The sequence below is a fragment of the Pedobacter sp. MR2016-24 genome (genome assembly GCF_026239655.1).
Classification (GTDB): Bacteria; Bacteroidota; Bacteroidia; order Sphingobacteriales; family Sphingobacteriaceae; genus Pedobacter.
The window spans coordinates 167,524-192,319 of sequence record NZ_JAPIVO010000003.1 but is presented as its reverse complement, the minus strand read 5'-3'; the positions used below and the strand labels follow the sequence as shown (position 1 = coordinate 192,319).

The 24,796-nt window shown below is 40.1% G+C and carries 20 protein-coding genes; 6 read left to right on the top strand and 14 right to left on the bottom strand.

The window, feature by feature from the left end:
• Positions 1–19: 19 nt before the first annotated feature.
• The 10 genes from OQX62_RS08535 to OQX62_RS08490 form a co-directional block, all read right to left on the bottom strand.
• Complete coding sequence (locus tag OQX62_RS08535) at positions 20–1,387, bottom strand: MFS transporter (protein WP_265831053.1); 1,368 nt, start codon at positions 1,385–1,387, stop codon at positions 20–22.
• A gap of 46 nt (positions 1,388–1,433) precedes the next feature.
• A complete protein-coding gene (locus tag OQX62_RS08530; protein WP_265831052.1) occupies positions 1,434–2,099 on the bottom strand; it encodes a bifunctional 4-hydroxy-2-oxoglutarate aldolase/2-dehydro-3-deoxy-phosphogluconate aldolase in 666 nt (221 codons plus the stop codon).
• 22 nt (positions 2,100–2,121) lie between these two features.
• Positions 2,122–3,144 carry a sugar kinase gene (locus OQX62_RS08525; RefSeq protein WP_265831050.1) on the bottom strand — a complete coding sequence of 341 codons (1,023 nt, stop codon included), beginning with the start codon at positions 3,142–3,144 and terminating at the stop codon, positions 2,122–2,124.
• A 6-nt stretch (positions 3,145–3,150) separates the two neighbouring features.
• Positions 3,151–4,551 carry a glucuronate isomerase gene (gene uxaC / locus OQX62_RS08520; protein ID WP_265831049.1) on the bottom strand — a complete coding sequence of 467 codons (1,401 nt, stop codon included), beginning with the start codon at positions 4,549–4,551 and terminating at the stop codon, positions 3,151–3,153.
• Positions 4,552–4,553: 2 nt separating this feature from the next.
• Positions 4,554–6,056 carry a tagaturonate reductase gene (locus OQX62_RS08515; RefSeq protein WP_265831048.1) on the bottom strand — a complete coding sequence of 501 codons (1,503 nt, stop codon included), beginning with the start codon at positions 6,054–6,056 and terminating at the stop codon, positions 4,554–4,556.
• A gap of 236 nt (positions 6,057–6,292) precedes the next feature.
• Positions 6,293–7,930 carry a RagB/SusD family nutrient uptake outer membrane protein gene (locus OQX62_RS08510; protein ID WP_265831047.1) on the bottom strand — a complete coding sequence of 546 codons (1,638 nt, stop codon included), beginning with the start codon at positions 7,928–7,930 and terminating at the stop codon, positions 6,293–6,295.
• A gap of 15 nt (positions 7,931–7,945) precedes the next feature.
• A complete protein-coding gene (locus tag OQX62_RS08505; RefSeq protein WP_265831046.1) occupies positions 7,946–10,915 on the bottom strand; it encodes a SusC/RagA family TonB-linked outer membrane protein in 2,970 nt (989 codons plus the stop codon).
• Positions 10,916–11,080: 165 nt separating this feature from the next.
• Positions 11,081–11,851, bottom strand: a complete 771-nt coding sequence (locus OQX62_RS08500; RefSeq protein ID WP_265831045.1) for an SDR family NAD(P)-dependent oxidoreductase — start codon at positions 11,849–11,851, stop codon at positions 11,081–11,083.
• A 27-nt stretch (positions 11,852–11,878) separates the two neighbouring features.
• A complete protein-coding gene (gene kduI / locus OQX62_RS08495) occupies positions 11,879–12,721 on the bottom strand; it encodes a 5-dehydro-4-deoxy-D-glucuronate isomerase (protein WP_265831043.1) in 843 nt (280 codons plus the stop codon).
• Positions 12,722–12,756: 35 nt separating this feature from the next.
• Positions 12,757–13,785, bottom strand: a complete 1,029-nt coding sequence (locus OQX62_RS08490; protein ID WP_265831042.1) for a LacI family DNA-binding transcriptional regulator — start codon at positions 13,783–13,785, stop codon at positions 12,757–12,759.
• Between the two features lie 152 nt (positions 13,786–13,937).
• Here OQX62_RS08490 and OQX62_RS08485 point away from each other — a divergent pair, with 152 nt between their 5' ends.
• Together OQX62_RS08485 and OQX62_RS08480 are read left to right on the top strand one after the other, a co-directional pair.
• Positions 13,938–14,345 (top strand): Rrf2 family transcriptional regulator, encoded by a 408-nt coding sequence (locus tag OQX62_RS08485; RefSeq protein WP_265831041.1) that lies wholly within the window; start codon positions 13,938–13,940, stop codon positions 14,343–14,345.
• Positions 14,346–14,363: 18 nt separating this feature from the next.
• A complete protein-coding gene (locus tag OQX62_RS08480; protein ID WP_265831040.1) occupies positions 14,364–15,017 on the top strand; it encodes an NAD(P)-dependent oxidoreductase in 654 nt (217 codons plus the stop codon).
• 144 nt (positions 15,018–15,161) lie between these two features.
• Here the strand turns inward: OQX62_RS08480 and OQX62_RS08475 are convergent, their stop codons facing one another.
• From OQX62_RS08475 to OQX62_RS08460, 4 genes are all read right to left on the bottom strand, one after another.
• Positions 15,162–15,803 carry an alpha/beta hydrolase gene (locus OQX62_RS08475; protein ID WP_265831039.1) on the bottom strand — a complete coding sequence of 214 codons (642 nt, stop codon included), beginning with the start codon at positions 15,801–15,803 and terminating at the stop codon, positions 15,162–15,164.
• Position 15,804: 1 nt separating this feature from the next.
• Positions 15,805–16,740, bottom strand: coding sequence for a ring-cleaving dioxygenase (locus OQX62_RS08470; protein ID WP_265831038.1), 936 nt, complete (start codon positions 16,738–16,740; stop codon positions 15,805–15,807).
• A gap of 517 nt (positions 16,741–17,257) precedes the next feature.
• Positions 17,258–17,935 carry a hypothetical protein gene (locus OQX62_RS08465; RefSeq protein WP_265831037.1) on the bottom strand — a complete coding sequence of 226 codons (678 nt, stop codon included), beginning with the start codon at positions 17,933–17,935 and terminating at the stop codon, positions 17,258–17,260.
• An 8-nt stretch (positions 17,936–17,943) separates the two neighbouring features.
• A complete protein-coding gene (locus OQX62_RS08460) occupies positions 17,944–19,845 on the bottom strand; it encodes a patatin-like phospholipase family protein (RefSeq protein ID WP_265831036.1) in 1,902 nt (633 codons plus the stop codon).
• A 373-nt stretch (positions 19,846–20,218) separates the two neighbouring features.
• Between OQX62_RS08460 and OQX62_RS08455 the strand changes: the two genes are divergently transcribed.
• From OQX62_RS08455 to OQX62_RS08440, 4 genes are all read left to right on the top strand, one after another.
• Entirely contained in the window at positions 20,219–20,836 is a 618-nt protein-coding gene (locus OQX62_RS08455) for a hypothetical protein (RefSeq protein WP_265831035.1), read from the top strand.
• Positions 20,837–21,114: 278 nt separating this feature from the next.
• On the top strand, positions 21,115–23,295 hold the full coding sequence (locus OQX62_RS08450) for a glycosyltransferase (RefSeq protein WP_265831034.1): 2,181 nt from the start codon (positions 21,115–21,117) through the stop codon (positions 23,293–23,295).
• Positions 23,296–23,901: a hypothetical protein gene (locus tag OQX62_RS08445; RefSeq protein WP_265831033.1), complete on the top strand. Its 606-nt coding sequence runs from the start codon at positions 23,296–23,298 to the stop codon at positions 23,899–23,901.
• Complete coding sequence (locus tag OQX62_RS08440) at positions 23,898–24,641, top strand: methyltransferase (protein ID WP_265831032.1); 744 nt, start codon at positions 23,898–23,900, stop codon at positions 24,639–24,641. Before OQX62_RS08445 ends, OQX62_RS08440 begins: the two co-directional genes overlap by 4 nt.
• Positions 24,642–24,796 lie beyond the last annotated feature (155 nt).

Sequence of the window (24,796 nt, the reverse complement as noted above, 5' to 3'; positions counted from 1 at the left end):
TAATTTTTATAATCTTAAGCTATAAGTCAGTAATCGGATTATATTTTGGTACGAGTAACTTCATTACAGACCATGCAATCAGATAGGCCACAGCACAAATGGCGAACATGATTGTATAACCTGTCTGCGTATGACCCAATTCCTTATAATGATCGAATAATGCGCCACCAAGTTTCGAGATCACTACGCCGCCGATACCACCAGCCATCCCACCGATTCCTATCACGCTGCCGATTGCTTTTTTAGGGAACATATCAGAAACTGTGGTAAATATATTGGCCGACCATGCCTGGTGTGCCGAAGCACCTATTCCAATCAGAATCACCGGAATCCAGAAAGTAAGGTGTCCCAGTGGCTGTGCAGCCAATACGATCAACGGAAATAAGGCAATGATCAGCATCGCTTTCATTCTGCCATCATATGGAGAAAACCCCTTTTTCATAAAATACATCGGGAACCATCCGCCGCCAATACTGCCAATCATCGTCATACTGTACAAAACAGTCAGCGGCATCATGATAGAGGTTCCAACCATACCGTACTGTACTTTCAGGTAAGACGGCAGCCAGAAAAGGAAAAACCACCATACGCCATCGGTCATAAATTTACCAAAAGCAAAAGCCCAGGTTTGTTTATAGCCTAAGAGTTTAAACCAGGCTACCTTCTCTACATTTTCTATCTCCACGATGCCGTCATTCTCCAGTTTATCACTGTAGATATAATCAAGTTCAGACTGCGTGATCTTCTTTTGTTTTTCAGGTTTATCATAAAACACAAACCAGAAAAACAACCAGATCAATCCTACACCGCCAACAATAAGGAAAGTACTCTCCCAACCCCATTTTTCAGCAATCCAGGGTACTGTCAGCGGAGCCAGCACCGCACCGATATTGGCACCCGAATTGAAAATTCCCGTCGCGAATGCACGTTCTTTTTTCGGAAAATACTCTGCAGTAGCTTTAATTGCTGCCGGGAAATTCCCGGATTCTCCAAAAGCAAGTACTGCACGTGAAGCGATGAAACCCAGTACAGATACCGGAATCAGGCCTAAACCAGCCCAGCCCAGTATCGCCGCCAATCCTTCCCCAACGGGAATAGCCGTAGCATGCATTACTGCGCCGGCCGACCAGATAATTAATGATATCGCATAACCCCATTTGGTACCCAGCTTGTCTACTATACGTCCTGCAAACAGCATGGATATCGCATATACAAACTGGAACGCCGAAGTGATATTCGCATAATCACTGTTCGTCCAGTTAAACTCCTTCTCCAGCATCGGATGTAAGAGGCTTAAAACCTGGCGATCCAGGTAATTTACCGTAGTTGCAAAAAACAACAGCGCACAGATCGTCCAGCGGTAATTGCTCATTTTAGTATCTTTCATGTTTATATTTGGTTGTGTGTGGTTGTTTTTTTGGATCAGCTGCTGATTAGCTGATCCTGGATTCTTTGATGATCAATAAGGTCTTCTCCGTCAGGTTATACAATGTTTCATAATCCTGATTAGCCAATATCTCCTTGCTGATCAGCTTACTGCCCATTCCAACTCCACAAACCCCGGAGCTAAACCAGCCCGTAATATTTGCTGACGAAATTTCCACTCCACCAGTAGGTATAAATAGCTGACCGGGAAATAAATCCCTTACCGCCGCCACGAAAGAAGGGCCTAGCAGGTTAGCGGGGAAAAGTTTAATCAAACCAGCATCATTCTGGTAGGCCTGGTTAATTTCGGTTGCTGTAAAACAGCCGGGTATCCATAACAAACCAGCGTCGTGCGTAATTTGTCCTACAGCCGGATCAATTACCGGGCATACAATAAAGTGTGCACCAGCAGCAATAAAATCTTCAGCTTCCTGTACATTTTTAATCGTTCCGATGCCCAGGTGTAATTCCTGCATTTCTGTATTTACGGCTTCAATCAGCACTTTAAAATTCTCGAGTGCCTCTTTACCCCTGTTTGTATACTCTATAACCCTAACGCCAGCACGATAAAGTGTACGTACTACCTCAAGGCTCACCGCTGCATCTTCATAAAAAAATAAGGGTAAAAGCCCCTGATCCGTAATTGCCTTTAGTGTCTCTTCTTTTGTTTTCATGTATATCTTTTTATAGACAATCTTAAACTGTCTCGTATGTTCTTGCTATTTCGTGAATCTCCCCGATCCCGGTCGTATTGAAGTCGCTTTCTGTAAAAAGTTTTGCGAATGCTGCCGCAGTCGCAAATTCTACAATTTCCTGTGGTGCCTGATCGTTATAAAAGCCATAGATCAATCCGGCCATATAACAGTCGCCACTGCCTACTTTACCTGCAATCTGATCTGCAACATATTCTTTTGAAATATAAAGCGTATCAGCTGTATAAAGCGTAGTGTAGTATTGTATTCCGTTACCATGGTCAAACCGGAAGGTATTGGCGACCGACTTACACTTGGGATAAGCTTCCATAATGGCTTTTGAGCTGATCTGCGCCTGTTGCAGGTATGCACTTTTTTCATGTTCATCCACCAGTGTTTCAGACACAGGTATGCCCAGCATCTTTTCTGCTGCCCATACATTTCCCATCACCACATCACAGTACTGCACCAGTGCAGGTAATATATCTGCAGGCTCTTTGCCGTATTTCCAAAGTTTAGCGCGGTAATTCAAATCAATAGATATGGTTATATTTCTCGCGGAAGCCGCTTTGAGTGCCTCTTCGCAAACATCAGCAACAGCCTGACTGATAGCAGGACATATTGCGCTGAAATGAAACCAGCTGATGCCTTCAAGTACCCTATCCCAATCGATATCCCCGGTTTGTAAAGCAGAAAATGAAGAATAATTGCGATCGTAGATCACGCCTGCATTTTTAAGGTCTTTACCCTTATCCAGGAAATACAGCCCGATGCGTTCCCCCGAATAATGGATAGGCGAAGTATCGATATGAAGGGCATCCAGATAACCCACCAGTTGTTTAGCAATAAAATTATCAGGCACTGCCGTCATATAGGCTGACGGAATATCCCATAAGGCCAGTGCTGCTGCAACATTTGCTTCCGCACCGCCCACATAAACCGGGAACGTGTTGTTTTCCAGCCAATCTCCAGCTGCATCAGGACAAATACGCAGCAATAACTCTCCAAAACTTAATACTTTACCCATATATTATCAGAAATTGAAATATGATTTTGCATTATTATAGCAGATATCCTGTACAATTTTTCCTACCCATGCAATATCGTCTGGAAGTTCACCATTTTCAATGTCTTCACCAAATAGATTGCACAACAATCTTCTGAAATATTCATGTCTTGGAAAAGAAAGGAAACTTCTCGAGTCGGTCAGCATCCCCACAAACCTGCTCAGCAAACCCATGTTTGATAAAGCATTAATTTGTCTGATCATCCCTTCTTTCTGATCAAGAAACCACCAGGCAGAACCGTATTGTATTTTACCCGCTACAGACCCATCATTAAAATTACCAATCATCGTTGCAATCAGCTCATTATCCGCCGGATTCAGGTTATAGATAATTGTTTTGGTCAGTTTGTTGTCCGTATCCAGTCTGTTCAGAAATTTGGAAAGTGCTGCACCCTGTGCAAAATCACCTATGGAGTCCAGTCCGGTATCCGGTCCAAGCGTTTGCAGCATCCTTGAATTATTGTCCCTCAGTGCGCCAATGTGATATTGCTGCACCCAGCCTTTTTCATTGTCCCATACGGCGAATTCATATAACATCGCAGATTTAAACTGCAATACTTCCTGAGCAGTCAATGTTGCAGCCGATCTGATTTTATCAAATATTAAGCTGACTTCTTCCATGGTATAATGTTCTGCATACAATTGCTCCAGTCCGTGGTCAGATAAAACACAACCATTGGCAGCAAAATAATCATGCCTGCTTTTCAATGCGCCCAGATAAGTCCGGAAATCCTGAATAGCACTACCATAAACTGTTTCCAGTTTGCCTATATATATATTTAAAGCAGTTACATCATCTGCATTCATTGCTTTATCAGGTCTGAAAGCAGGTAATACCTTCACCTCAAACCCGTCATTTTTCAGTTGCTGATGATAAGCAAGATGATCAATAGGATCATCCGTAGTCGCCACCGTAAGCACATTCATCTTTCTCAGCAAATTGCGCACACTATATTCCGGCGTTTGCAGTTTAGCAGTACACTCATCATAAATCTTTTTTGCCGTAGCAGGAGAAAGGATATCATGTACATCAAAGTAACGTTGTAGTTCCAGGTGTGTCCAGTGGTACAAAGGATTTCTTAAAGTGTATGGTACCGTTTCTGCCCATTTCTCAAATTTCTCCCAGTCGCTTTTGTTCCCTGTGATATAGGCTTCATCAATGCCATTGGCACGCATCGCGCGCCATTTATAATGGTCTCCATACAACCACACCTGTGTTAAGTTCTCAAAGTTTTTATCCTCCGCAATCTGATCCGGTGGTAAATGGCAATGGTAGTCTATAATGGGCATTTCTTTAGCAAATTCATGATAAAGAGTTTCTGCAGTTTTATTATTTAATAAGAAGTTCTCGTCTATAAATTGTTTCATCGTTATTTATTTAAATCAGCCAGTGCATTGGCAATACCTTTCTCCAGAATAGTGCTGTATTGAACCTTCACTGCATCAGTGAAACCAGGCAGGCTATTCAAGTCAGCAGTCCAGAATGCGCTATCACTTAATACAGCATCAAGGTAATCAGCTACTGTATTGCCTTGTGTTTTTTCCAGGAAGTATGCAGCGCTATCATCAGTCACCACATAAGTCTCACCCTGGTATGATCCGTAGTATTTCCCTGCTTCTTCTTTGTCTATACGCATAAAATGCAGATAGGCAGCAAAACCGAACACAATATATTCAGGTGCCTGCTGATATAACTGATAATAATTAATCAATACAGGCAGAATGCGGATTTTAAGTTTCATCGTATACTGCATCGTAATGCTTAGCCACAGGTGTTTGATATGCGGATTAGCAAAACGATCAATTACCGTATTCGAGAATGCGATGGCCTCTTCTTCAGCAACTGCATAAGGAATAGCTTTGGCTATTTCTGTACGCATTACCTCTTCCACATACTGATGGATCTCCGGATCGTCCATTCCATTTTTCACTGTCTCAATGCCTGACAACACGGCGATTCCGGAAGTTAAGGTATGTGTACCATTTAACAACCTTACCTTTAATTCCCTGTAGATTTCGATATCAGGTTTAACAATTAAACCGGCATCAGCCTGCATAAAGCTTAAAGCAGCAGCGACTTTGTCATTCCCTTCCACAGCCCATAAGCGGTATGGCTCAGCCAGGATCAGCAGTTGATCTTCATAACCTAGGTCCGCCTGCAATTCTGCGAGTTTATCAGCGTCAGGTTTGCCAGGCACGATACGGTCAACCAAAGAATTACAAAAGATATTTTTGGCGCGGGACCATGACAGGAACCCTTCATCAAGTTGATTATAAGCAGCAAGTTCGTAAACTATACTTTCCAGTTTTTTCCCATTCTCAGGAATCAGTTCTGTAGCGATGATCACTAAACCTGCATCATCGCTATCCTGTAATGTCTGATATCGTTCATACAATACAGCAAGTAATTTTGCGGGAAAAGATTTGGGCGGCGACTGATGAATATCTTCATTTACCAGCTGAATCCCAACCTCAGTAGTATTGGAAACGACAATCTTTAGCTCAGGCTCTTTTGCCAGGGCAATAATGTCTGGCCAGTTGGTTTCGGCCGATACAACGCGGCTGATAGCAGATGATATAATGTTTTCTTCTACATTTTTTCCATCCGCTATGCCCCGGATACCCAGGGTATATAAACTATCCTGTTTGTCAAAATCTGCAGTATCACCATTGCCGGTAGATTTCACCACTACTACACGGCCGTTGAAAATGCCATTGCGGTTAGCCTTATCGATAAAATAATCCGGCAAGCCACGTAACAATACGCCTGTACCGAACTGTAATACTTTTTCCGGAAGTGAGAATAAATCTTCAGCGGGAATGATGAGATGCTGATCAGCGATATCTCTTAAAATTTCTTTAGATAAAATCATGTGAACGACGTTCAAAATTTGGTTGGTAACAAGTCTAGCAATAAATAGAAAGAATCTCGCCTGATCTCCCTAAAATATTTATGCAATCGTTATCGGAACAGCAATTCGTTGCTCTAATCGATGTTTTTTGCGGTTTTGTAATCATAAAAGGGCGATTAAACCTTAAAATCCGATAGTTCCATAAACGATAAAAGCGACAATCGCTGCCGCTTTTATTGTTTATGGAACAGGATTCCTTATTGATATCCGGGGTTTTGTTTAAACTCAGCCGGATTTGTTACAGCATCCATCTGCGATCTTGGAATAGGTCTGACCAAATGAAAATCCTGTATATTTAATGCATTAGGATTGTGAGCTTTCACACGTTCCAATAACTTCCCGGTACGTTTCAAGTCAAACCAGCGCATTTGCTCGCCCGCAAATTCACGTGCGCGTTCATCCAGAATAAAATCAAGCGTGATCTGATCAGCAGTTACCTGCATATCAGCCACTTTCCCGGGTTTAGCGGCCCTTGTTCTGATCGCATTGATATATGGCACTGCACCGCCGGGATTCCCCAGATTAAGTTCAGCTTCCGCAGCAATCATATACATTTCAGCAAAACGGATCACAAATACATCCCTGGCGCTTTGTGCTTCATTCGCACTTGTTCGCGTTGGATCAAGAAATTTACTCAATGATACATAGTGCAGCTGGTCCTTCGCTGTACCATTAGCATTGTACACCGCATTGCGGTCATATATTTTGTATAACTTTCCAGCCGGGGCATAAACGTTTTTTGTAGCAAAGATTGCCGTATCTCCAAGTTTCATTCCTGCAGGTCTGGTCGTACTGTTTGCATACCATACTGTTTGAAAGGAACCATCATACCTGGCATCTATATCACTGTTATACAAGTCCAGCAGAAAACGAGTTGGCATGTACCGATCGAAAGGCCTGCCATTTAAAATATCACGCGTCATTCCCGGCTGATCATCGTATTTCATGCCAAACACTAAATGTCCGTTATTTCCACCACGGCTATGACCCAACGGATTAAGAATCGGATCGATCAAATCATTGAATGATAAATTAGTGGAATAGTTTACGGCATAAATTACTTCCTTATTTTTGAGATTAGACATTTTCCACAGATCTGCATAAACAGGCTGCAACGTAAATCCGTATCCTCCGTTAATCACTGCTAAAGCCATATCTCTGGCTTCAGTATTCTTTTTCTGTGTCAGGTACATTCTGGCCAGAAAAGCCTGGGCAGCCGGTTTAGTCGCCCTGCCATAATCGGCCGTTGTAGCTGGTAAATTAGCTACAGCGAATAATAAGTCATCGATAATCTGTTTATTGAAAGTTTCTACCGGAGTTTTATTAGCAGTAGTGATCACCCCTTTAGATTCTTCCGTAGTAAAATGTACACCACCCCAGGATTCAACAATATGCCAGTAGTAAAAAGCACGAAGGAAACGAAGTTCAGCTTCCCTTACAGGTCTCACGTTTGCAGCTAATCCGGCTCCCTCTATCCTGTTGATACCAGTATTACATAAATTGATTACAGCATATAATTGTTGCCATTCCGTTGTCAGCGCCGCATTTGTTCCCTGCAAATTAAGATACTGACTTAAATCAGTGGCCACATCACCGGCGCCACTTGTCCATATATCAGTTCCCATTTCAGACATACCATATCCTTCTTCCTTCCCGTACCACCAGCGCTGATAAGAGTAAGCCGCATTTACCAGTGTTTCAAAACCTGCCGGAGTCGTAAATACACTTTCTCCCGTAATCCCGGAAGGATTTTTTTCATCCAGTGCTTTTTTGCAGGACACAGTAGTGGTCAGACCTGCTATGATAATAAGTCCTTTGTATATATATTGTTTCATGATCTTCAGGTTGATTTAAAATGTAGCATTAAGTCCGAATGTATACAGCTTAGTCATAGGAGAATTTTCTGATCCTCCTCTTTCCGGATCGTACTGTTTAAGCAAGTCCGACTTTGTATACGTAAATGGATTTCTTGCTGTTGCATATATTCTCACAGTTTTGATAAAGCTTTTTTCTAAAAACAGTTTTGGTACAGTATAGCCAAGACTGATATTTCTTAGCCGGACAAATGAACCATCAGCATATCCAAGTGTTGTAGAATATAATGTAGAAGCCAGTGACACATTTTTGTTAGGTCTCGGGTATAAATTTGTTGGGTTTTCAGGCGTCCAGTAATCAATCACAGTACCGCTGTTTTGTACACCCTGCGGATCATATAATCTTAAGAAGTCAGCGTAAACCGTCTGTCCGATTCTTGCAAACACATACACATTCAGATCCCATGCTTTATAGGTAAAAGTATTCTCCAGACCGCCGCTCCAGGTGGGTCTGTTAGTGCCTACAATCTTACGGTCATTCGTTGCATCGATTATTCCATCATTGTTTAAATCCCTTACCCTGATATCGCCCGGTTTCTGTTTATACTTTAAGGCTTCAGCCTCTTCGCCTAACTGCCAGATGCCAATTTTTTCATAATCATAAAATGCCTGCGTTGGTGAACCAACAAACAGTGATGTGGCAATATCAGATTGTGCACCACCAGCTAAGGCAACAATTTTCTCTTTATTCCTGGTAAAACTAAAGTTTGTGGTCCATTGGAAATCGGTACTCAGGATATTTTTAGATGAAATCGCAATCTCCAGTCCTTTGTTATTTGTTTTGGCTACATTCTGAATGATTGACTTGAAACCTGTAGTTGGTGGTAAAGCCCTGTCCAGTAACAAATCATAGGTATTGGAATTATAGTAATCTATGCTGGATGTGATCCTGTTTTTCAATAAGCCGATTTCTACACCAAAATCACTCGTTTTAGTTTTTTCCCAGGTCAGGTCAATATTACCCAGTCTGGGATTATAGCCATATGATTGTGCAGCTGCATCATCATAAGCCATTGCTATTCTGGATAATTTAGTTTGCGTAGCGTAAGGATCGATATTATCACTACCAGCGACGCCATAGCTAAATTTTAACTTCAGATCACTGATAATTTTATTGTCTTTCAGGAATTGTTCATCGCTCACTCTCCAGGCTACTGCGGCAGATGGGAAAAATGCCCATTTGTTGTTTGCAGCTAATTTAGTAGATCCATCTGTACGTCCGGTTGCAGTTAAAAGGTATTTGCCTTTATACGCATAATTTAATCTGCCCGCAAATGAAACCAGGTTACTCATATTGTATGCGGTAACAATAGCCTGGTTCTGTGTATTACCCAATCCATAGAACAATTGTGATTTTAGCAATTGATTTTCGCCTGATGCAGCGATGTTATCACTTTGATTGTACAATAAACTGTTGATACCCGTCAGCGTAAATGAGTGATCCCTGATGTCCTTGTTATACGTTACATAATTTTCAATATTAATCAGATGACTATTGGTAGAACTATAAGTCGCTTTTGGCACAGAACCATTACGCTCAATTGAATAGCGGTCTGCATAGGTTCCCGTACGGTCATTGTTGAGGTTAACACCTACGTTTGTTCTTGCTGTTAAACCCTTAAACGGTTTAAATTCCATATAGGCTGAAAGTAATGTCCTGTTGATCACCATTTGATTAGTATATACATCAGGTTGTTCATCAGCAAGCGGATTTACGAAAGTACCAGCCAGTGGATAAACAATAAAGTTCCCCAGATCATCATAAACCGTTCCCAATGGGGAAATTTTATTGGCCTGATTCAGCGGATCTCTCCTCATACTCTGATCATAGTGCGTAAACTGTGCCTGCATGCCGGTAGTAAAAAACTTGCCAATTGTCTGATCAAGATTTAAACGCGCAGTATAACGACTGGAATTGTCCAGCTTTAAAACACCTCTTTCATTCAGGTAATCAAGCGAGAAATATACTTTCGTTTTTTCTGTTCCGGCACGTACACCTAATTGATAATCCTGTTGTCTTCCGCCACGGAATAACAAATCCTGGTAATCAATGAACTGGCTTTTTTGTACGGCTCCAAACTCTGCAGAGTTGAAAATAGCTGCATCATTTGCAGGGCTTGTCCAGTTGCCTGTTGCTCTGTAAGCTTCCCTGCGCAGGTCGACGTATTTTGAGCCGTCCAATACTGTCGGATAACGCGACACTTCAGAAATACCAAAATAAGAATTAAGCGTAACTGTGGCCTGTCCTGATACGCCCTTTTTAGTGGTAATCAAAATTACGCCATTAGCTCCCCTGGAACCATATATAGCTGTGGAAGATGCGTCTTTTAAAATCTCCATTGAAGAGATGTCATTCGGACTGATATCCTGCAAACTCGGATACTGTACGCCATCTACAATAATCAGCGGACCATTCGCAGCTGCAATTGATCTGTTACCCCTGATATTAATATTGACAGGTGCTGATGCAGCACCACTTGATCTTGTGATATCTACTCCGGGAACCTTACCCTGAATGGATTCCAGTGGATTTGATGAAGGAACCTTTGCGATATCTTCCCCTTTTACGGACACCACAGATCCTGTCAGGTCTCTTTTCTTGACCGTTCCATAACCTATTACAACTACTTCGCTTAGTGCGGTTTCATCAGATGTCAGCTTTACCTCTATCTGAGAACGGCTGCCGGCATTTACTTCCTGCATCACATAGCCTACATAGTTAAAGATCAGTACTACATTAGTAGTATTTGCCGGAATGCTTAATGTGAATTTACCATTGGGGTCGGTACTTGTCCCCTGATTGCTACCCTTGACCTTAACGCTTACGCCGATCAAAGTTTCTCCATTTTTGGAATCGGCCACGCGACCAGAGATGGTACGGTTCTGGGCCACTACTATACTGCAAAAAAAGCAGCATATGCATACTGTTAAATAAAACTTGCTCATACTTATTTGGTTAGTTAAATCGGTTCAGCATATCAATAATTTTGCACCATAGCGAAATGGGCAAATAATAATATGCTGAACCTTTCTATAGCAAGTCTACAAAGTTTTATTGTGCAAAAAGCGGAAAGTCCGGAAAATAAATGTGCAATCGTTCCCGGAAACTAATTACCTGCCCATCCATCCCCCGTCAACGGTCAGAAGGGTACCATGCACATAGTCAGATGCCCCCGAACTCAGAAATACAACCGGTCCTTTAAAGTCGGCCGGCTCCCCCCATTTACCTGCCGGAATACGTTCCAGAATAGAACGGCTCCTGTTTTCATCCGCTCTCAGTGCTGTGGTATTATCCGTAGAAATATATCCCGGCACAATTGCATTTACATTTACACCCTTTGCTGCCCATTCATTAGCAAAAGCTTTGGTCAGCTGCGCCACAGCTCCTTTACTTGCCGCATATCCCGGCACTGTAATACCACCCTGGAATGAAAGCAATGAGGCGGTGAAGATGACTTTACCGCTTCCTCTTTCAATCATGCGCTTCCCAATCTCCCTGGTCAGGATAAAGGGTGCGGTCTGGTTCACTGCAATCACCTCGTCCCAGTATTCGTCCGAATGCTCTGCCGCAGGCTGACGTAGAATGGTCCCCGCATTGTTCACCAAAATGTCAATCACAGGGTTCTCCGCTTTTACCTTGGTGATAAAGGCCTTTAAGGCCTCCCGGTTCCCAAAATCACATTGATAGGCGCTAAACTTTCTTCCCAAAGCCGTAACTTCCTCTTCTACTGCACTTCCCTGAAGCTCCAGGTTTGCTGAAACGCCAATAATATCAGCTCCGGCTTCTGCCAATGCAAGGGCCATCGCTTTCCCGATCCCTCTTTTACATCCCGTGACCAGAGCTATTTTTCCTTGTAAGTCAAATGTTGTTAAAACAGACATTGTAAATGGTTAAAATGAATAAATTACTTATTTTAAATCTTTGATCGCACAGTGGTCCATATCTCCGTAATCCAGGTTTTCTCCGGCCATACCCCATATAAAAGTATAACTGCTTGTTCCCGCACCAGAGTGAATAGACCAGTTTGGTGAAATTACTGCTTCTTCATTCTGCATCCAGATATGTCTGCTTTCCTGAGGCTGCCCCATAAAATGACATACACTCTGGCTTTCCGGTACTTCGAAATAGAAATAAGCCTCCATTCTCCTGTCATGTGTATGCGCCGGCATGGTGTTCCAGACACTACCACTTTTCAATTCCGTCATTCCCATTTGTAACTGACAGGTTTTTACCACACTATTCACAATTAATTTATTAATTATCCTATGGTTAGCCGTCTCCATTGAACCCAGCTCCACAATTTCCGCATCTGCTTTGGTAATTTTTTTAGTAGGATATTTATGATGCGCAGGTGCAGAATTGATATATAATTTTGCCGGATTATTACTGTCGGACGATTCAAAGGTCACTTCAGCTGTTTCCTTCCCTATATACAAAGCTTCCTTAAAAGCGAGAACAAATACTTCTCCATCCGCTGTAACTTTCGCTTCCCCGCCTACATTGATCAATCCTATTTCCCTTCTTTCCAAAAAGTAGTTTGCCTTAAGATCAGACGGATTAGGCAGGTTCAGTTTTCCATTCACAGGCATTGCACCACCAACAATATAGCGGTCAAAATGTGATAACGTAAGATTTACCTGATCGGCCTCAAACACTGAGCTGATCAAAAAATTACTGCGCAAAGCAGTAGTGTCCATTGATTTTGCTTCAACCGGACTTACTGCATAACGACTTTCAAAACGATTTTCCATAATAGCTTATTTATTGTATTGATTTTATTTTTAGATCAGGCAGATTTGCGCCTGATAATTTCTACCGGTGTGATAATGGGCTCGTGATCTGCAGGCGATGTTGTTTTGTCGCCCAGCATTTCCATCAATGCAGCTACCAGCCTGTCCCCAAATACCTCCGGAAACTGTTCAATTGTAGTTACAGGCGGACTCACCATAGCAGTTACCGGATCATTTGAATATCCGATAATCTTCAGCTCATCCGGTACGGCAATTCCCCACTCACCTGCACATTCCATCGCTGTAATAGCATCCCTGTCGCTCGTTACAAAAAGTCCGTCAGGCACTGTCTTTCCTTTTGCAAACATTTGTTCCATCGCCTTAACCGTATATTCTTTATTTAAAGGCTGATGATAGATCAGCTCTTCATCAACAGGAATATTAAACTCCTTTAATGCGGAAAAGAACCCGGCGGACCTGTCCTGATACAGATTAGAAGTCAGCGGTCCGGATATCAGCCCGATTCTTTTACAGCCTGCATCTGCCAGGTGTTTTCCTGCAAGATATCCACCCTTGAAATCATCTCCCATAATTTTACGTGCAGCATAACTGACAGGTGGTACCCGGTCATAGAACAGAATTGGAATTTGATGATCCGCGAAAACATCAAAATGTGCGTAATCATCCGTCTGTAATGTACAGGAAACGATCACCGCATCTACCCGCGAGGAAAAAAGCGTCTCTGCCAGTTCTTTTTCCATCAGCGGATCATCATTAGACTGTGCAATGATCAGGTGATATCCTTTTACATGCAACAGGTTTTGAATTACTGTTACGGCGGCTGCGTGAAAATACATTGATATTTTTGGAACAATCAGGCCAACTGTATTCGTTTTATTATTTCTCAGTCCGGCAGCCATGGTGTTTTTACGATAGCCCATCTTTCTGGCCATCTCCAGTACACGCGCTTTCGTTTCCACCTTCACATAAGAAGTATTATTTAATGCTCTTGATACCGTAGCGGGTGATAAATTCAATGCCTCAGCTAAATCCAGTAAGTTAAAATGTTGTTGCTTCTCTCCCATTATGATATTCCCGAAATTATGAAAACGTTTTCATAAAAAGAATATACAGCAATAATTTTACCAGATATTCCGATTTTACATAAATCAGACATCCCCAATTTGCTTAAATAACTCTTTTTCATACATTTGTACTGTAACAAAAATAATTACAGATGAGCAATGCAAAATTTGCCACCGCACTTCATATTCTTTCCCTCTTAGCCTATAGTAAGGGAGAAAGGCTTTCATCAGAATACATCGCCGGAAGTATCAATTTAAATCCTGCCCTGGTAAGAAAAGAGATCAGCAAGTTGAAGAAGCTTGGTTTTATCGCCAGTAAGGAAGGCAATGGTGGCGGCTCTTATTTAGCCAGACCGGCAGAGCGTATTCTTTTGTCTGAAATATATGAAGCTGTAAAATCGGTTCAGCTGCTGGGCAGGTACAATAAACCAAACCCGGCATGCACTGTAGGCAGACAGATCAACCGCCATCTTGATCAGCTCTACCTGAATACAGAACAATCTCTCCTTGCAGCGCTGGCACAGCAGAATCTGCAGGATTTCACCAATAAATTTGAATAATAATTTAAAATAACAATTATGAAAGTAGCATTAATAGGAGCTTCAGGATTTGTAGGTTCAGCAATTCTTAAGGAAGCATTAGACAGAGGTCACGAAGTAACAGCAATCGTTAGAAATCCGGAGAACATCACTTTAGCGCATGATCACCTGTATATTATAAAAGCAGATATTTTGGATACTGATCAGGTAGCTCAGGCAGTTGCCGGAACAGACGCCGTAATCAGCGCTTATAACCCGGGATGGAGTAATCCTGATATTTATGAAGAATTTTTGAAAGGATCCAAGTCAATCCAGGCAGGTACCAAAGCTGCCGGAGTAAAAAGATATATTGTGATTGGCGGTGCAGGAAGTTTGGAAGTTGCTCCTGGTGTACAAGCTGTAGACACTCCCGATTTTCCGGCAGCAATTAAACCCGGCGCTACAGCAGCGAGAGATTATCAGGGTATAATTAAAGAAGAAAAAGAGTTGGACTGGACATTTTTCAGTCCCGCTTTTGAAATGCACCAGGGTACTTCAGGAGTAAGAACAGGTGCTTACCGTACAGGTTTAGATACGCCAGTATTTAATGAGGAAGGCAGAAGTATCCTTAGCGTAGAGGATCTTGCATTGGTGATTATCGATGAACTTGAAACGCCAAAACATATCAAACAACGCTTTACTGCCGCTTATTAGACATAAAGGCCGACCCTGACTAACGGGTCGGCCGTCATTACACATCCCTAGGTTGAATCTTAATACAATTTAAAATGCAGGGAAATGATATATCCAATAAAACTATCCCTGATAAAACAGATTCTTCTTTTCATTGCTGTTGTATTAAATCACTTCATTTGCTTCGGAAAAGATCAGGCTATTGGCCAGATTGATTTCTTCATTGGTAATGGTGTGCTGTTTACGCGGATAAGCCTTCATGGTGATTGCCACATTCATGTCTTTTAAGATCACTTCAGTTTCCTTCACCCTGCTCAAAGGTACGTGCGTATCAGGATCACTCGTAGTGATCAATACCGGTGTTTGCATAAAATCTCCTTTGTAATTTTCCATCGCGATTTGCTCACCTATTAAACCGCCCGTAAAAGCAACCACACCGGCGTATCTTGCGGCATTCCTGGTAACGTATTCCAATGTCAGGCATGCCCCCTGGGAAAATCCCAGGAAATATAGGTGATCACGGCCAATACCTGCGGATACAATTTCATCCACCAGATCTGAAAGTACAGTTAAAGCAGAGTCCAATGCTGGCTGATTCATCTCCACAGGTTCAATAAAACTGGTGGGATACCAACTGTGACGGTTTGCCTGCGGGGCGAAAATCGCGACGTCTTCCAATCCCAGGTATTTACTGAGCGGCACCATGCTTTCAGCAGATGCACCACGGCCATGTATCATGATCAATGCTTTTTTTGCTTCATGTATGGGCACTCCTGCAGTCACTATATTCTTTATATGGGTATACATCCTAATTCAATTTTGGTAAAATACTTTCAATTTCTGCTCTGCTGCTTTCATATTGCGCAGGTAATTTCAAAGCTGTTCCCAGTTCTGCTACCTTTTCATCTACAGAAAAGCCTGGGTTATCAGTCGCAATTTCAAACAATACCCCTCCCGGTTCACGGAAATAAAGAGAGTAGAAATAGTTCCTGTCTATCTTTTCAGTGATGGTCAAACCCATGGCTACAATTTTATCCCTGAAATACATCAATGTTTCTTCATCCTGCACACGGAAAGCTACATGGTGTACTGATCCTCCGGCAACATGACCAGCAGTTTCACCCGGTGCTTCTACCAGATCAACAATTGCAGCTACATCTACTGCGTCAGTAATAAATCTTGAACGGTTCACCTCTTGCTCTTCCAAACGATAACCGAAGGCAGCAGTAAGTACTTCTGCAGTTTTATCAATTTTGTTGGTCGTGATCGTTACATGGTGAAAACCGCGGATGGCATGTTCGGCTGTTATCTCTTCCGTCACCCATGGCTGTCTGTCATCTTTATCTTTTGACACCGTTAACTCAAATTTCAATCCGTCAGGATCCAGAAAGGTAAGATATTCCTCACCAAACTTTTTAGCCGGTTTATTATATATAACGTTGTTTTTATCCAAGCGATCCTGCCAGAAGGCTAAACTGCCTGCAGGCACACTATATCCTATTTCTGTTGCTTGTCTTGTTCCTCTTCTGCCAGCTGTAATTCCGTCCCATGGAAAAAATGTTAAAATTGTTCCCGGCGAACCAGCCTCATCTCCATAGTATAAATGATAAGTTTTAGGATCATCAAAATTAACCGTCTTTTTGATCAGACGTAATCCCAAAACACGGGTATAGAAATCAAAGTTTTTTTGTGCGTTTCCTGCAATTGCAGTGATGTGGTGCAGACCTAAAATGGTATTTTTCATAATTGAAAATTTTAAATTCTTCTGTCTCCGCGACGTTGATTCAGCTCGCTGTCGTTTTGATAGTACAAATTTAGATCATCGCTTTTTCAAAAATCTTATCCTATCGTAAGAAATGAAAAAGCTCAATTTTATTCTTCTGCAAGATTCTATTAATTGGGCGGGAATGAAATGATGGTGATCATATTCTCATAAAGATTTATAATCAGTAAGAGGTGGAATATGGGGCTCGAACCCAAAACAAAAAAGCCTCAACTTTTTCAAGTTAAGGCTTTTTGCGGACCGGACGGGTCTTTATAAAAGTGATTTTACAGCCTTTAAGTGACGCTTTTTAAGCATTTTTGATAAATGACTCATGAATTACTCACTAAAATCATATTACAATGTAGCTGCAACGCTATGACACTAAAATACGGAAATGTTTTAGACATTGTACAGGTTTTCTGAAAAAAATATTAAGATAAGTTCGGATACTGATTGTGTAATTTACACTAATAAAACATGAAATTCTATACAGAAACTAGACTTTAGAGATTAATAGCGGATATTGCCCTGCTTTTCTAGTCAAACGAATTGTGCATGATCCCTCTATAAGTTGATGAGCAATCCAGTTCTTATCAATGATCGGACTTAATAAAATTGCTTTAGATAGAAAAGCTACTAATTCAGTTTGATCCATCAATACCTCACCAATGAAATGATAGGATCGATTGGTCCTGAAAAGGTGTCCTCTTAAATTTAACTCTTTCAATACTGCTATAACACTCCTATCATTCGCTGGATAGCTTGGAATATGGAAATCAAGCAGCGGAATATGCATTTCTCTACCATCATTCATGAGCACCCTTGAGTTTATGCCAATATTTCTTGTCTCTTCTTCCAAGATTAAAGGCAATTGAACTATTTCTTTCCTAGATAGCTGAATAAGTGAGCTGATAGTATTGTGCAGCATTGCCTCTTTTATGACACGTTGTGCAAATAATGTAGGATCGAATTGTGTTAACAGTAAGCAATCCCAAAAGGGCAGCGCATACAAGGCCCTAATTTCAAGTGCTTTCGATACAGCCTCCGAATCACTTCCAGCAAGGTCAAAGCGGTTCTGCAATGGCTGTATATCAGGAAAAACCACCAGATTAATCGACACGATACCATCCTCAGATAGTAACCATTCGGTAATGAATTGTCCTGAATTTCTCATTTTTAAATTTATGGATTTAACTGATCAGAATTCCTTATCGCACTCTCTATTTTTCTAAAACGTGTATAATTCCAATTATCATATCGTTGTGCACCTTTGGTCTCTTTATCTGTAATCAATATCTGCTTTGCATTATACTGCCCAGAGCTTGGCAACGGTTCAATTACTCCGTGAACTATAACCGCCTTTAATGTCTTGATGTTATTCTTCTTTGCATACGTCAACCTTGTATTCCCTTCTATTACAAAAAACTTATTTCCTATTTGTTCAATTATAGGCGGAGCGATTATTGAAAAATTTCCATCTAAAAGAACTAATTTAGCCGGAACAAAGGGATCAACATTGTTTATCTTAAACAAATGAAAAAGGTTTTCAATTTGCCTATATTTGAAACCTCTAACATAGCGAGTAATAAATATAACTTGCTCCACATCGATATTAACTACCTCAAATTTGATCTCAGCGCCACTGTATTGTCTAACGGTCCTTAGCTTATCAAAAAGAACTTCATCGCTTATGGGAATTGCAGTAATTCCGATCTGTCGATGACTACCGATGGATTTAATAAGACATGCTTCACGTAATAAATTGATAACCTTAAAATCCTCTTCTCCGTAGTATGCTTTGGAATGATAAGTAAGATCAGGTGAACGCTCTTCGTTGTAGACCAATGCGCTGGCCCGACTAAGTTCAAGTCCATTGATTATAATTCCCCGCATGGGAAGCTCGTCTACCTCGATCAATTCGCAGCCTATATTTTTAAGAAAACTCTTCCGGTTAGGACCGTGTGATGGGTGATCATTATTTTGCTTAAACAATACAGTAATCTTTGCTCCATCTATTAACCATTTGACGATAGTTGGAAAAAGTTCCCAACACCATTCAGTATCATATTCGGAAACAATCACTTCATTAACTTTATGAAATGATGCTAAGGCAATATCGTTATTCGTTTTGAAAGGATCAATATAAACATCTGGTCTAACATTTTGTGACTTTATATTTGCAATCTCTTCATCGAAAAAATCTGCAGTCACTTTCTCACCCGACTCTATCAATGAGACAATATCTTCTGCAGTAATCGTTTTGAAGTCAGTCGCTTGAATTTTTCCGGTTGGAATTACTATCATATGAACATTCTTCTGTAATGCTAATTGTATATCTACCCCGCCGTCAATAGATGTAGTAGCCAAGAGTTCAAGATATGATTTGATGTCAGTAAAGCCGCGATCAGTTATAGGATCACTGGCAAGTGTGAAAGCTAACACCTTTTCATAAGTTGATTCTTGCTGGTTCTTAAAAACAAAAGAAGGTAAATTACTGAGTACGCCACCATCCACGTATCGCTTATCAATGGGCTGAAAAAATATAGGAAGATTACAAGAATTCCTGACCGCATCAGCGACAAACTCTTCAGGATCTTCTAAACTACTGTATAATTTAAAAGTTCTTGATTTTAAATCGGTTGCTACCACGGTCAAAGGAATAATTAGATGCTTGAACTGCACTTTATCACTCCGATCTAATATCAGCCTCAACTCTTTATCAATCCATTCTAACAATTCTGAAGAATTATAGGCACCTGCACTTTTGACAACGCGATATGCTTCGGCACTAATCCCTCGGGCCAAAAAAGATAAGCCGGTGTGTGTAAAACCATCAATTTTAACAGGCATTGCTAGCAATTTTGTAAATTCTAGCCTTTTAATAATTTCTGCTAATTTTTCAGGACCTGCACCAGCTGCAATAAAAGCGGCAACAATTGCTCCTGCCGAAGTGCCAACAATTTCTGAAAAAGATACCCCACGCTTGTGAGCCTCAGTATAAGCGCCAACAAATGCAGCACCCCTACAACCACCTCCTTGGAAAACCCCCAAGCAGTTTTGAAAGTTAACTGTCTTTTTTTTCATATACATGATTTATTACAAATGTATGCCATGTTCTTAACACACAAAACAGTTCCCAATAATTATGGATATAATACAGATTAATTTTCACCTATTATCAGGAAATCTTATAAAGATAAACCTTATTTCTAAAGTTTGTCCTTTAGATTTTTGCGAATATAGAGTTCTACAGCCAATCTTAATCGACTATTATTTGACATTGGAATACAGCTCTCCTAATTAAGTAAGAAAATTATATGGGAACTTCATTTCAGGCACCTAGTATTTACAAAGTTTTGACTACCTTCTGGTGTATTAACCATCTGTTATAAAGCATCTTTATAAAGATATGATTGATGGTCTCATTGCTTAAATTTATTAATAACTCTCAAAATATATGAAAACTCTCAAACTACTTGCTGTAGGTCTGATGGCAACGATCACAGTAACTGCACAAACAAAAAAACCATTACCTGATTCAGCTTTTAACAGGATGATTGTCCAGGATATCACCTACGCGATTGCAGGTGAAAATACTCCAGTCACAGGACTGAAGGTTGACATCTATATCTTACCATTAATTTCATTTGTACCGGGGTTATATTTGTCAGGGAATATTTCCCAAAGTGATTTATATCACCTTAATACAGTAATTGGACGGGCTGATGACAACGTTAAAGTTGGGGGAGAAGGCGGATTGATATTTAATATAAATAACAGGGATAAGGACAAAACTTTACTTTCTATTATAAGCTATTTCCGATATGAAGATTTGACAGATAGTCGTCGAACTTCAATTATCACCAGCATTCAGGAATCAAAAGATGATTTTCAACAAAGGAATATTAGCTTTGGTGTAAAAGTTGGTATTCCAATTACCTTACCAAAAAAACAATGTAAAATTCTCACGCTGTTGATGTACAAAGTGCTTATGAGTAATGATATTAAGGTGCCTATTGATTTGGCGTTGAATCCGCAGGTACAGTACAAACGCCAAATTAACTTTACATCTTAAATTCAATACTTGTTGAAATTTCTTCTGGCTGAACAATGCTAGGTTCCCTAAATAGAACCACATAATTAAATTGCGTCAGTTTACTCAGAAAAAGACAAGCAGGCAACTCGCCAAATTCGATCCACCTTTTTAACCTTATAACCATATAAATGATTTCTTAATTCAATCGAAACGCATTTTTTCAAAAACCAGTTATTAAAAGAAAATAATGACAAATACACTCAATAATTATTATGGTATATTTGTTAATAGACTTTATTGTTAGAGTTTTAAAATTTATGAATAATCAAAATTCTGTTGCTATTTTAGCGACAACTTGGGGTAGTAAGCATGGTGGTATAAATGCATTTTCTACTAATTTCTGTAAAGCACTCGCAAATGTTGCACAGGGCATTTCAATTCATTGTGTTGTTACAAATGCGACTGAGGATGATATAAGTGATGCGTGTGAAAGCGGGGTAACGATTGTAAATTTGAATATTCAAGGTGAAGAGATGAAACCTGAGTATGCACCATTAATTAAGTCGCTTTTAATTGATACTCATAAATTAAATATAATATGGTGGGTGGGGCATGACATTATTACTGGTGAGACAGCGCTTAAATGCAAGTACTTTTCGGAAGGAAAGTTAGCGCTGTTTATGCATATGAGTTATGATGATTACGGGTACTCTAAATACAATACGGAAGAAGGAGCCCTTAGTAATTCCGATAAAGTAGAAAAACAAAAACTACTTTTTAAATCTGCAGACGAACGATTTGCCGTTGGACCTTTATTGGAAAAAAGGATGAGAGAGTTGGCTGATGGTGCAACGGTAACTATGGTGGTACCTGGCCTTGCCGCCTCAATTCATGAGCCAAGCAAAAAGGATAGAGTTAGTGCGATTTCCTTTGGTCGTTATAATAAAAAAGAATCATTGACGAAACAGGGACCATTAGCAATTGCTGCCTATGCACATTCAGTAAAAGTGGCTGATATGGCCTTCATACAAGCGATTAAGGACTCTGATTTAACAGTAATTGGAATTGAAGGGAATCTAATTCAGGAAATGAGAGAAGTCGCTGCGGAAATAGCAGGCAGAGTAGTGCATTTAAAGCCATTTCCTTTTTTAGAAGATCAGATTAGATTGCAGTCTTTAATTAAAGATTGCAATCTCTGTTTAATGCTATCTTGGCACGAAGGATTCGGTTTAACAGCTTGGGAAGCAATTAGTGCTGCCATACCGGTCGTTATTTCCGAAAATTCCGGAGTTTATATGTTACTTAAAAACTTAGGAGGTGCTGCCTTAGGCTGTATTCATTCAGTTAATGTTAAGGGTAACATTGATGGCTCTCCTAACGAATTTGATGTTGATTCAGTCTCGTCAAAAATCAGAGAAATGGCGTCAGATATTCCAAACGCTATATCTAATGCGATCTCGCTAAGAACATTTTTGCAATCGAAGGGGTATAACTGGAATAACTGTGCTGCTACTTTCTGTAAAAAATTAAATATTGATATAGTTGTTCACAGTCCCATAACCAATTATTTAACTGTAGCAAATACTTTAGATGGATTTGATTTAACCCAAGCATTAAGAATACTAGAATCCGCCCGGAAAGACTTTCTCATAGGAAGATACAGCGATTCTCTGGAAAGCCTGACCGAATTGAGGAAATTTGGTAAAACGATGAAATTTTATCCAATTGATATGGACTCTCTTTTATTGGAAGGGGAAATAGCAGTAAGACAAAATGAATATCCAAAAGCTAAGGCCATAATTTCTAGAATTAAATCTGAAGCCTCAGAGGCTTCAGATTTTGAGAGATACGTCAAAGCCAAGTTTATCGAAAATGTAATCTACCGCGATCAAGGAGAATATGGCTCTGCTATAAAGAGTGCAGAGGAGACAGTGGAAATTATTGAACAAAAACTAAACGATGAACAACTATTGGAAAGCGCTTATAGAAAGCTCTCCCGTTCTTTGTCTTTGGGTGGTAATTGGAGAACGGCGCTCGAATATGGAGTAAAAGCTTCCGAAATGGCTCGAAAGAAGGGCCTAAATATGGGGGAATGTACATCATCTTTTGCGGTGGCAGAAGCTTACCGACACGGATTGGATTTCGACAATGCGAAAACTTGGTATTCCAATGCTAGAGATGAAGCAACAAAGACTGCAAATACGGATTGTTATATTTGGTCAGCACTTGGACTTGCCGACACTCATTTTTTGACCCAAGAAAACCCAATGGAACCTCTTACAAAATTACAAGAATATCTAAATAAGTACAATAATAGCTATCCTATAGAAAAGTTACATGTCGAATTATCAATATATGCAGCGCGGGTGAGATTTGAAAATTTAGATACTTATCCAGCAGATTTAATTAAATTATATGAAGACTTAGGAATTAACTGGCCTAAGTCGTATATTAAATTATTATTGGAAGGTGATTTTTCCAATCCTAAAAAATTCTAAATGAAAGTAAAATTTGGACCAAAGATTCTTTTACCTACTAAATATGGGGACTTTGATATAACTCACGTTGAAGTTAATGAGAATGGAACATTAATGAGAGAAGGTGTATTGCTCGGCAAAGAACCGGTTGATAAAGAAAAAATTTACGTAAGAGTGCAAAGCTCTTGTTTATTCAGTGAGTCCTTCTGGACTACGGACTGTGACTGCTCAATGCAGTTGCAATCAGCAATGGAATTTATATCGCAAAATGGAGGCTATGTATTATATTTTTACGAAGAAGGCAGAGGAGCTGGGTTGAAAATTAAATTTCAAGCCATCGAGTTACAACAACTTCATAAATATGATACCAGAAAAGCTTATGAGTGCCTGAATGTGAATGTTGATGCGCGAACCTTTGAAGCGTCGGCAGATGTACTTAAAGCTGTAATTGGCAAGCAGCCTATTATTCTTATGACAAATAATCCGGGAAAAGTGGATGGGCTGGTGAATAATGGAATCGTTGTTAATGAAAGAATGCCTTTAATTTGCGGTTTAGACAGTGATGCAAGGAAAGAATATTTAGCAGAAAAGGTCAAAGCGTTAGGTCATATTATAGAAGGGTTATGAATAGATTAAACACTGCAATTAAACAAATGCCTCAAAAACCCAAGAAGTATTTTGTCGACCATAAAAGTGTATTGCACTTGGGTGGTCAAAGTCTTTTTCCATCTGTTGGCAAACAAGAGCAAAGGTTAGATGAGCGCAAAGTTGCGGAAGAAAAAAGAATTGAACTTCAAGGACTGTCATTACTAATCTGCGCTGGTGTTTATAAGACTGGAGTTGACACAGAATTGATGATCGAAACTACCAAACAAATTCAAAACAAGAAATTCTTAGAAATCGGATGCGGCTGCGGTGCTATCAGTATTTATCTAGCTAAAAATAACAAGACTGGAATTGCTGTAGACATAAACGAACTTGCAGTAGAAAATACTCTGAAAAATTGCCAGTTAAATAATATTACTAACCTGCAGGCTCAGGTAAGCAACGTATTCGAAAACGTAAAAGGTAAATTTGACGTGATTTTTTGTAACCCTCCTTACAATGAACATGATGTTAGAGATAATATAGACAGAATGTTTTGGGACCCTCAAAATTCTATGAAAGAGCAGTTTTTTATGACTGTAAAAAACCATTTGAAAAAAACAGGGTCAATTTATTTCGGATGGGCGGATTTTGCTGATCTCAACTTTGAATTTCCTATCTCATTGGCAAAACTTTATGGATTCAAATTAGTCAAGACTTATTCTAGGCCTTCTTCGTGTTCATCATTTAGATTTATTGTTTTCAAATTTAAATTGGCTTGATAACTTTCTGACTTCAACTTAAATTATTGGGGAAAATTGAAATAAAGCTGCCTTGAATATAAGAATGCTCAATAGGGATATTGCATTACGGTAATTCACCATTAGTACATGTGTTTTCGTAAATGCCAAAGCAAAACCCTTTCGGTTTTGCAAGC

Excerpts from the sequence above, each read along its gene's own strand:
- OQX62_RS08480 (WP_265831040.1), top strand. The coding sequence starts at position 14,364 with ATGAAAGTAGCATTAATAGGAGCTTCAGGATTTGTAGGTTCAGCAATT.
- OQX62_RS08530 (WP_265831052.1), bottom strand. The coding sequence starts at position 2,099 with ATGAAAACAAAAGAAGAGACACTAAAGGCAATTACGGATCAGGGGCTT.
- kduI (WP_265831043.1), bottom strand. The coding sequence starts at position 12,721 with ATGGAAAATCGTTTTGAAAGTCGTTATGCAGTAAGTCCGGTTGAAGCA.
- OQX62_RS08500 (WP_265831045.1), bottom strand. The coding sequence starts at position 11,851 with ATGTCTGTTTTAACAACATTTGACTTACAAGGAAAAATAGCTCTGGTC.
- OQX62_RS08505 (WP_265831046.1), bottom strand. The coding sequence starts at position 10,915 with ATGAGCAAGTTTTATTTAACAGTATGCATATGCTGCTTTTTTTGCAGT.
- OQX62_RS08470 (WP_265831038.1), bottom strand. The coding sequence starts at position 16,740 with ATGAAAAATACCATTTTAGGTCTGCACCACATCACTGCAATTGCAGGA.
- OQX62_RS08460 (WP_265831036.1), bottom strand. The coding sequence starts at position 19,845 with ATGAAAAAAAAGACAGTTAACTTTCAAAACTGCTTGGGGGTTTTCCAA.
- OQX62_RS08515 (WP_265831048.1), bottom strand. The coding sequence starts at position 6,056 with ATGATTTTATCTAAAGAAATTTTAAGAGATATCGCTGATCAGCATCTC.
- OQX62_RS08485 (WP_265831041.1), top strand. The coding sequence starts at position 13,938 with ATGAGCAATGCAAAATTTGCCACCGCACTTCATATTCTTTCCCTCTTA.
- OQX62_RS08525 (WP_265831050.1), bottom strand. The coding sequence starts at position 3,144 with ATGGGTAAAGTATTAAGTTTTGGAGAGTTATTGCTGCGTATTTGTCCT.
- uxaC (WP_265831049.1), bottom strand. The coding sequence starts at position 4,551 with ATGAAACAATTTATAGACGAGAACTTCTTATTAAATAATAAAACTGCA.
- OQX62_RS08535 (WP_265831053.1), bottom strand. The coding sequence starts at position 1,387 with ATGAAAGATACTAAAATGAGCAATTACCGCTGGACGATCTGTGCGCTG.
- OQX62_RS08445 (WP_265831033.1), top strand. The coding sequence starts at position 23,296 with ATGAAAGTAAAATTTGGACCAAAGATTCTTTTACCTACTAAATATGGG.
- OQX62_RS08450 (WP_265831034.1), top strand. The coding sequence starts at position 21,115 with ATGAATAATCAAAATTCTGTTGCTATTTTAGCGACAACTTGGGGTAGT.
- OQX62_RS08490 (WP_265831042.1), bottom strand. The coding sequence starts at position 13,785 with ATGGGAGAGAAGCAACAACATTTTAACTTACTGGATTTAGCTGAGGCA.
- OQX62_RS08475 (WP_265831039.1), bottom strand. The coding sequence starts at position 15,803 with ATGTATACCCATATAAAGAATATAGTGACTGCAGGAGTGCCCATACAT.
- OQX62_RS08510 (WP_265831047.1), bottom strand. The coding sequence starts at position 7,930 with ATGAAACAATATATATACAAAGGACTTATTATCATAGCAGGTCTGACC.
- OQX62_RS08465 (WP_265831037.1), bottom strand. The coding sequence starts at position 17,935 with ATGAGAAATTCAGGACAATTCATTACCGAATGGTTACTATCTGAGGAT.
- OQX62_RS08440 (WP_265831032.1), top strand. The coding sequence starts at position 23,898 with ATGAATAGATTAAACACTGCAATTAAACAAATGCCTCAAAAACCCAAG.
- OQX62_RS08455 (WP_265831035.1), top strand. The coding sequence starts at position 20,219 with ATGAAAACTCTCAAACTACTTGCTGTAGGTCTGATGGCAACGATCACA.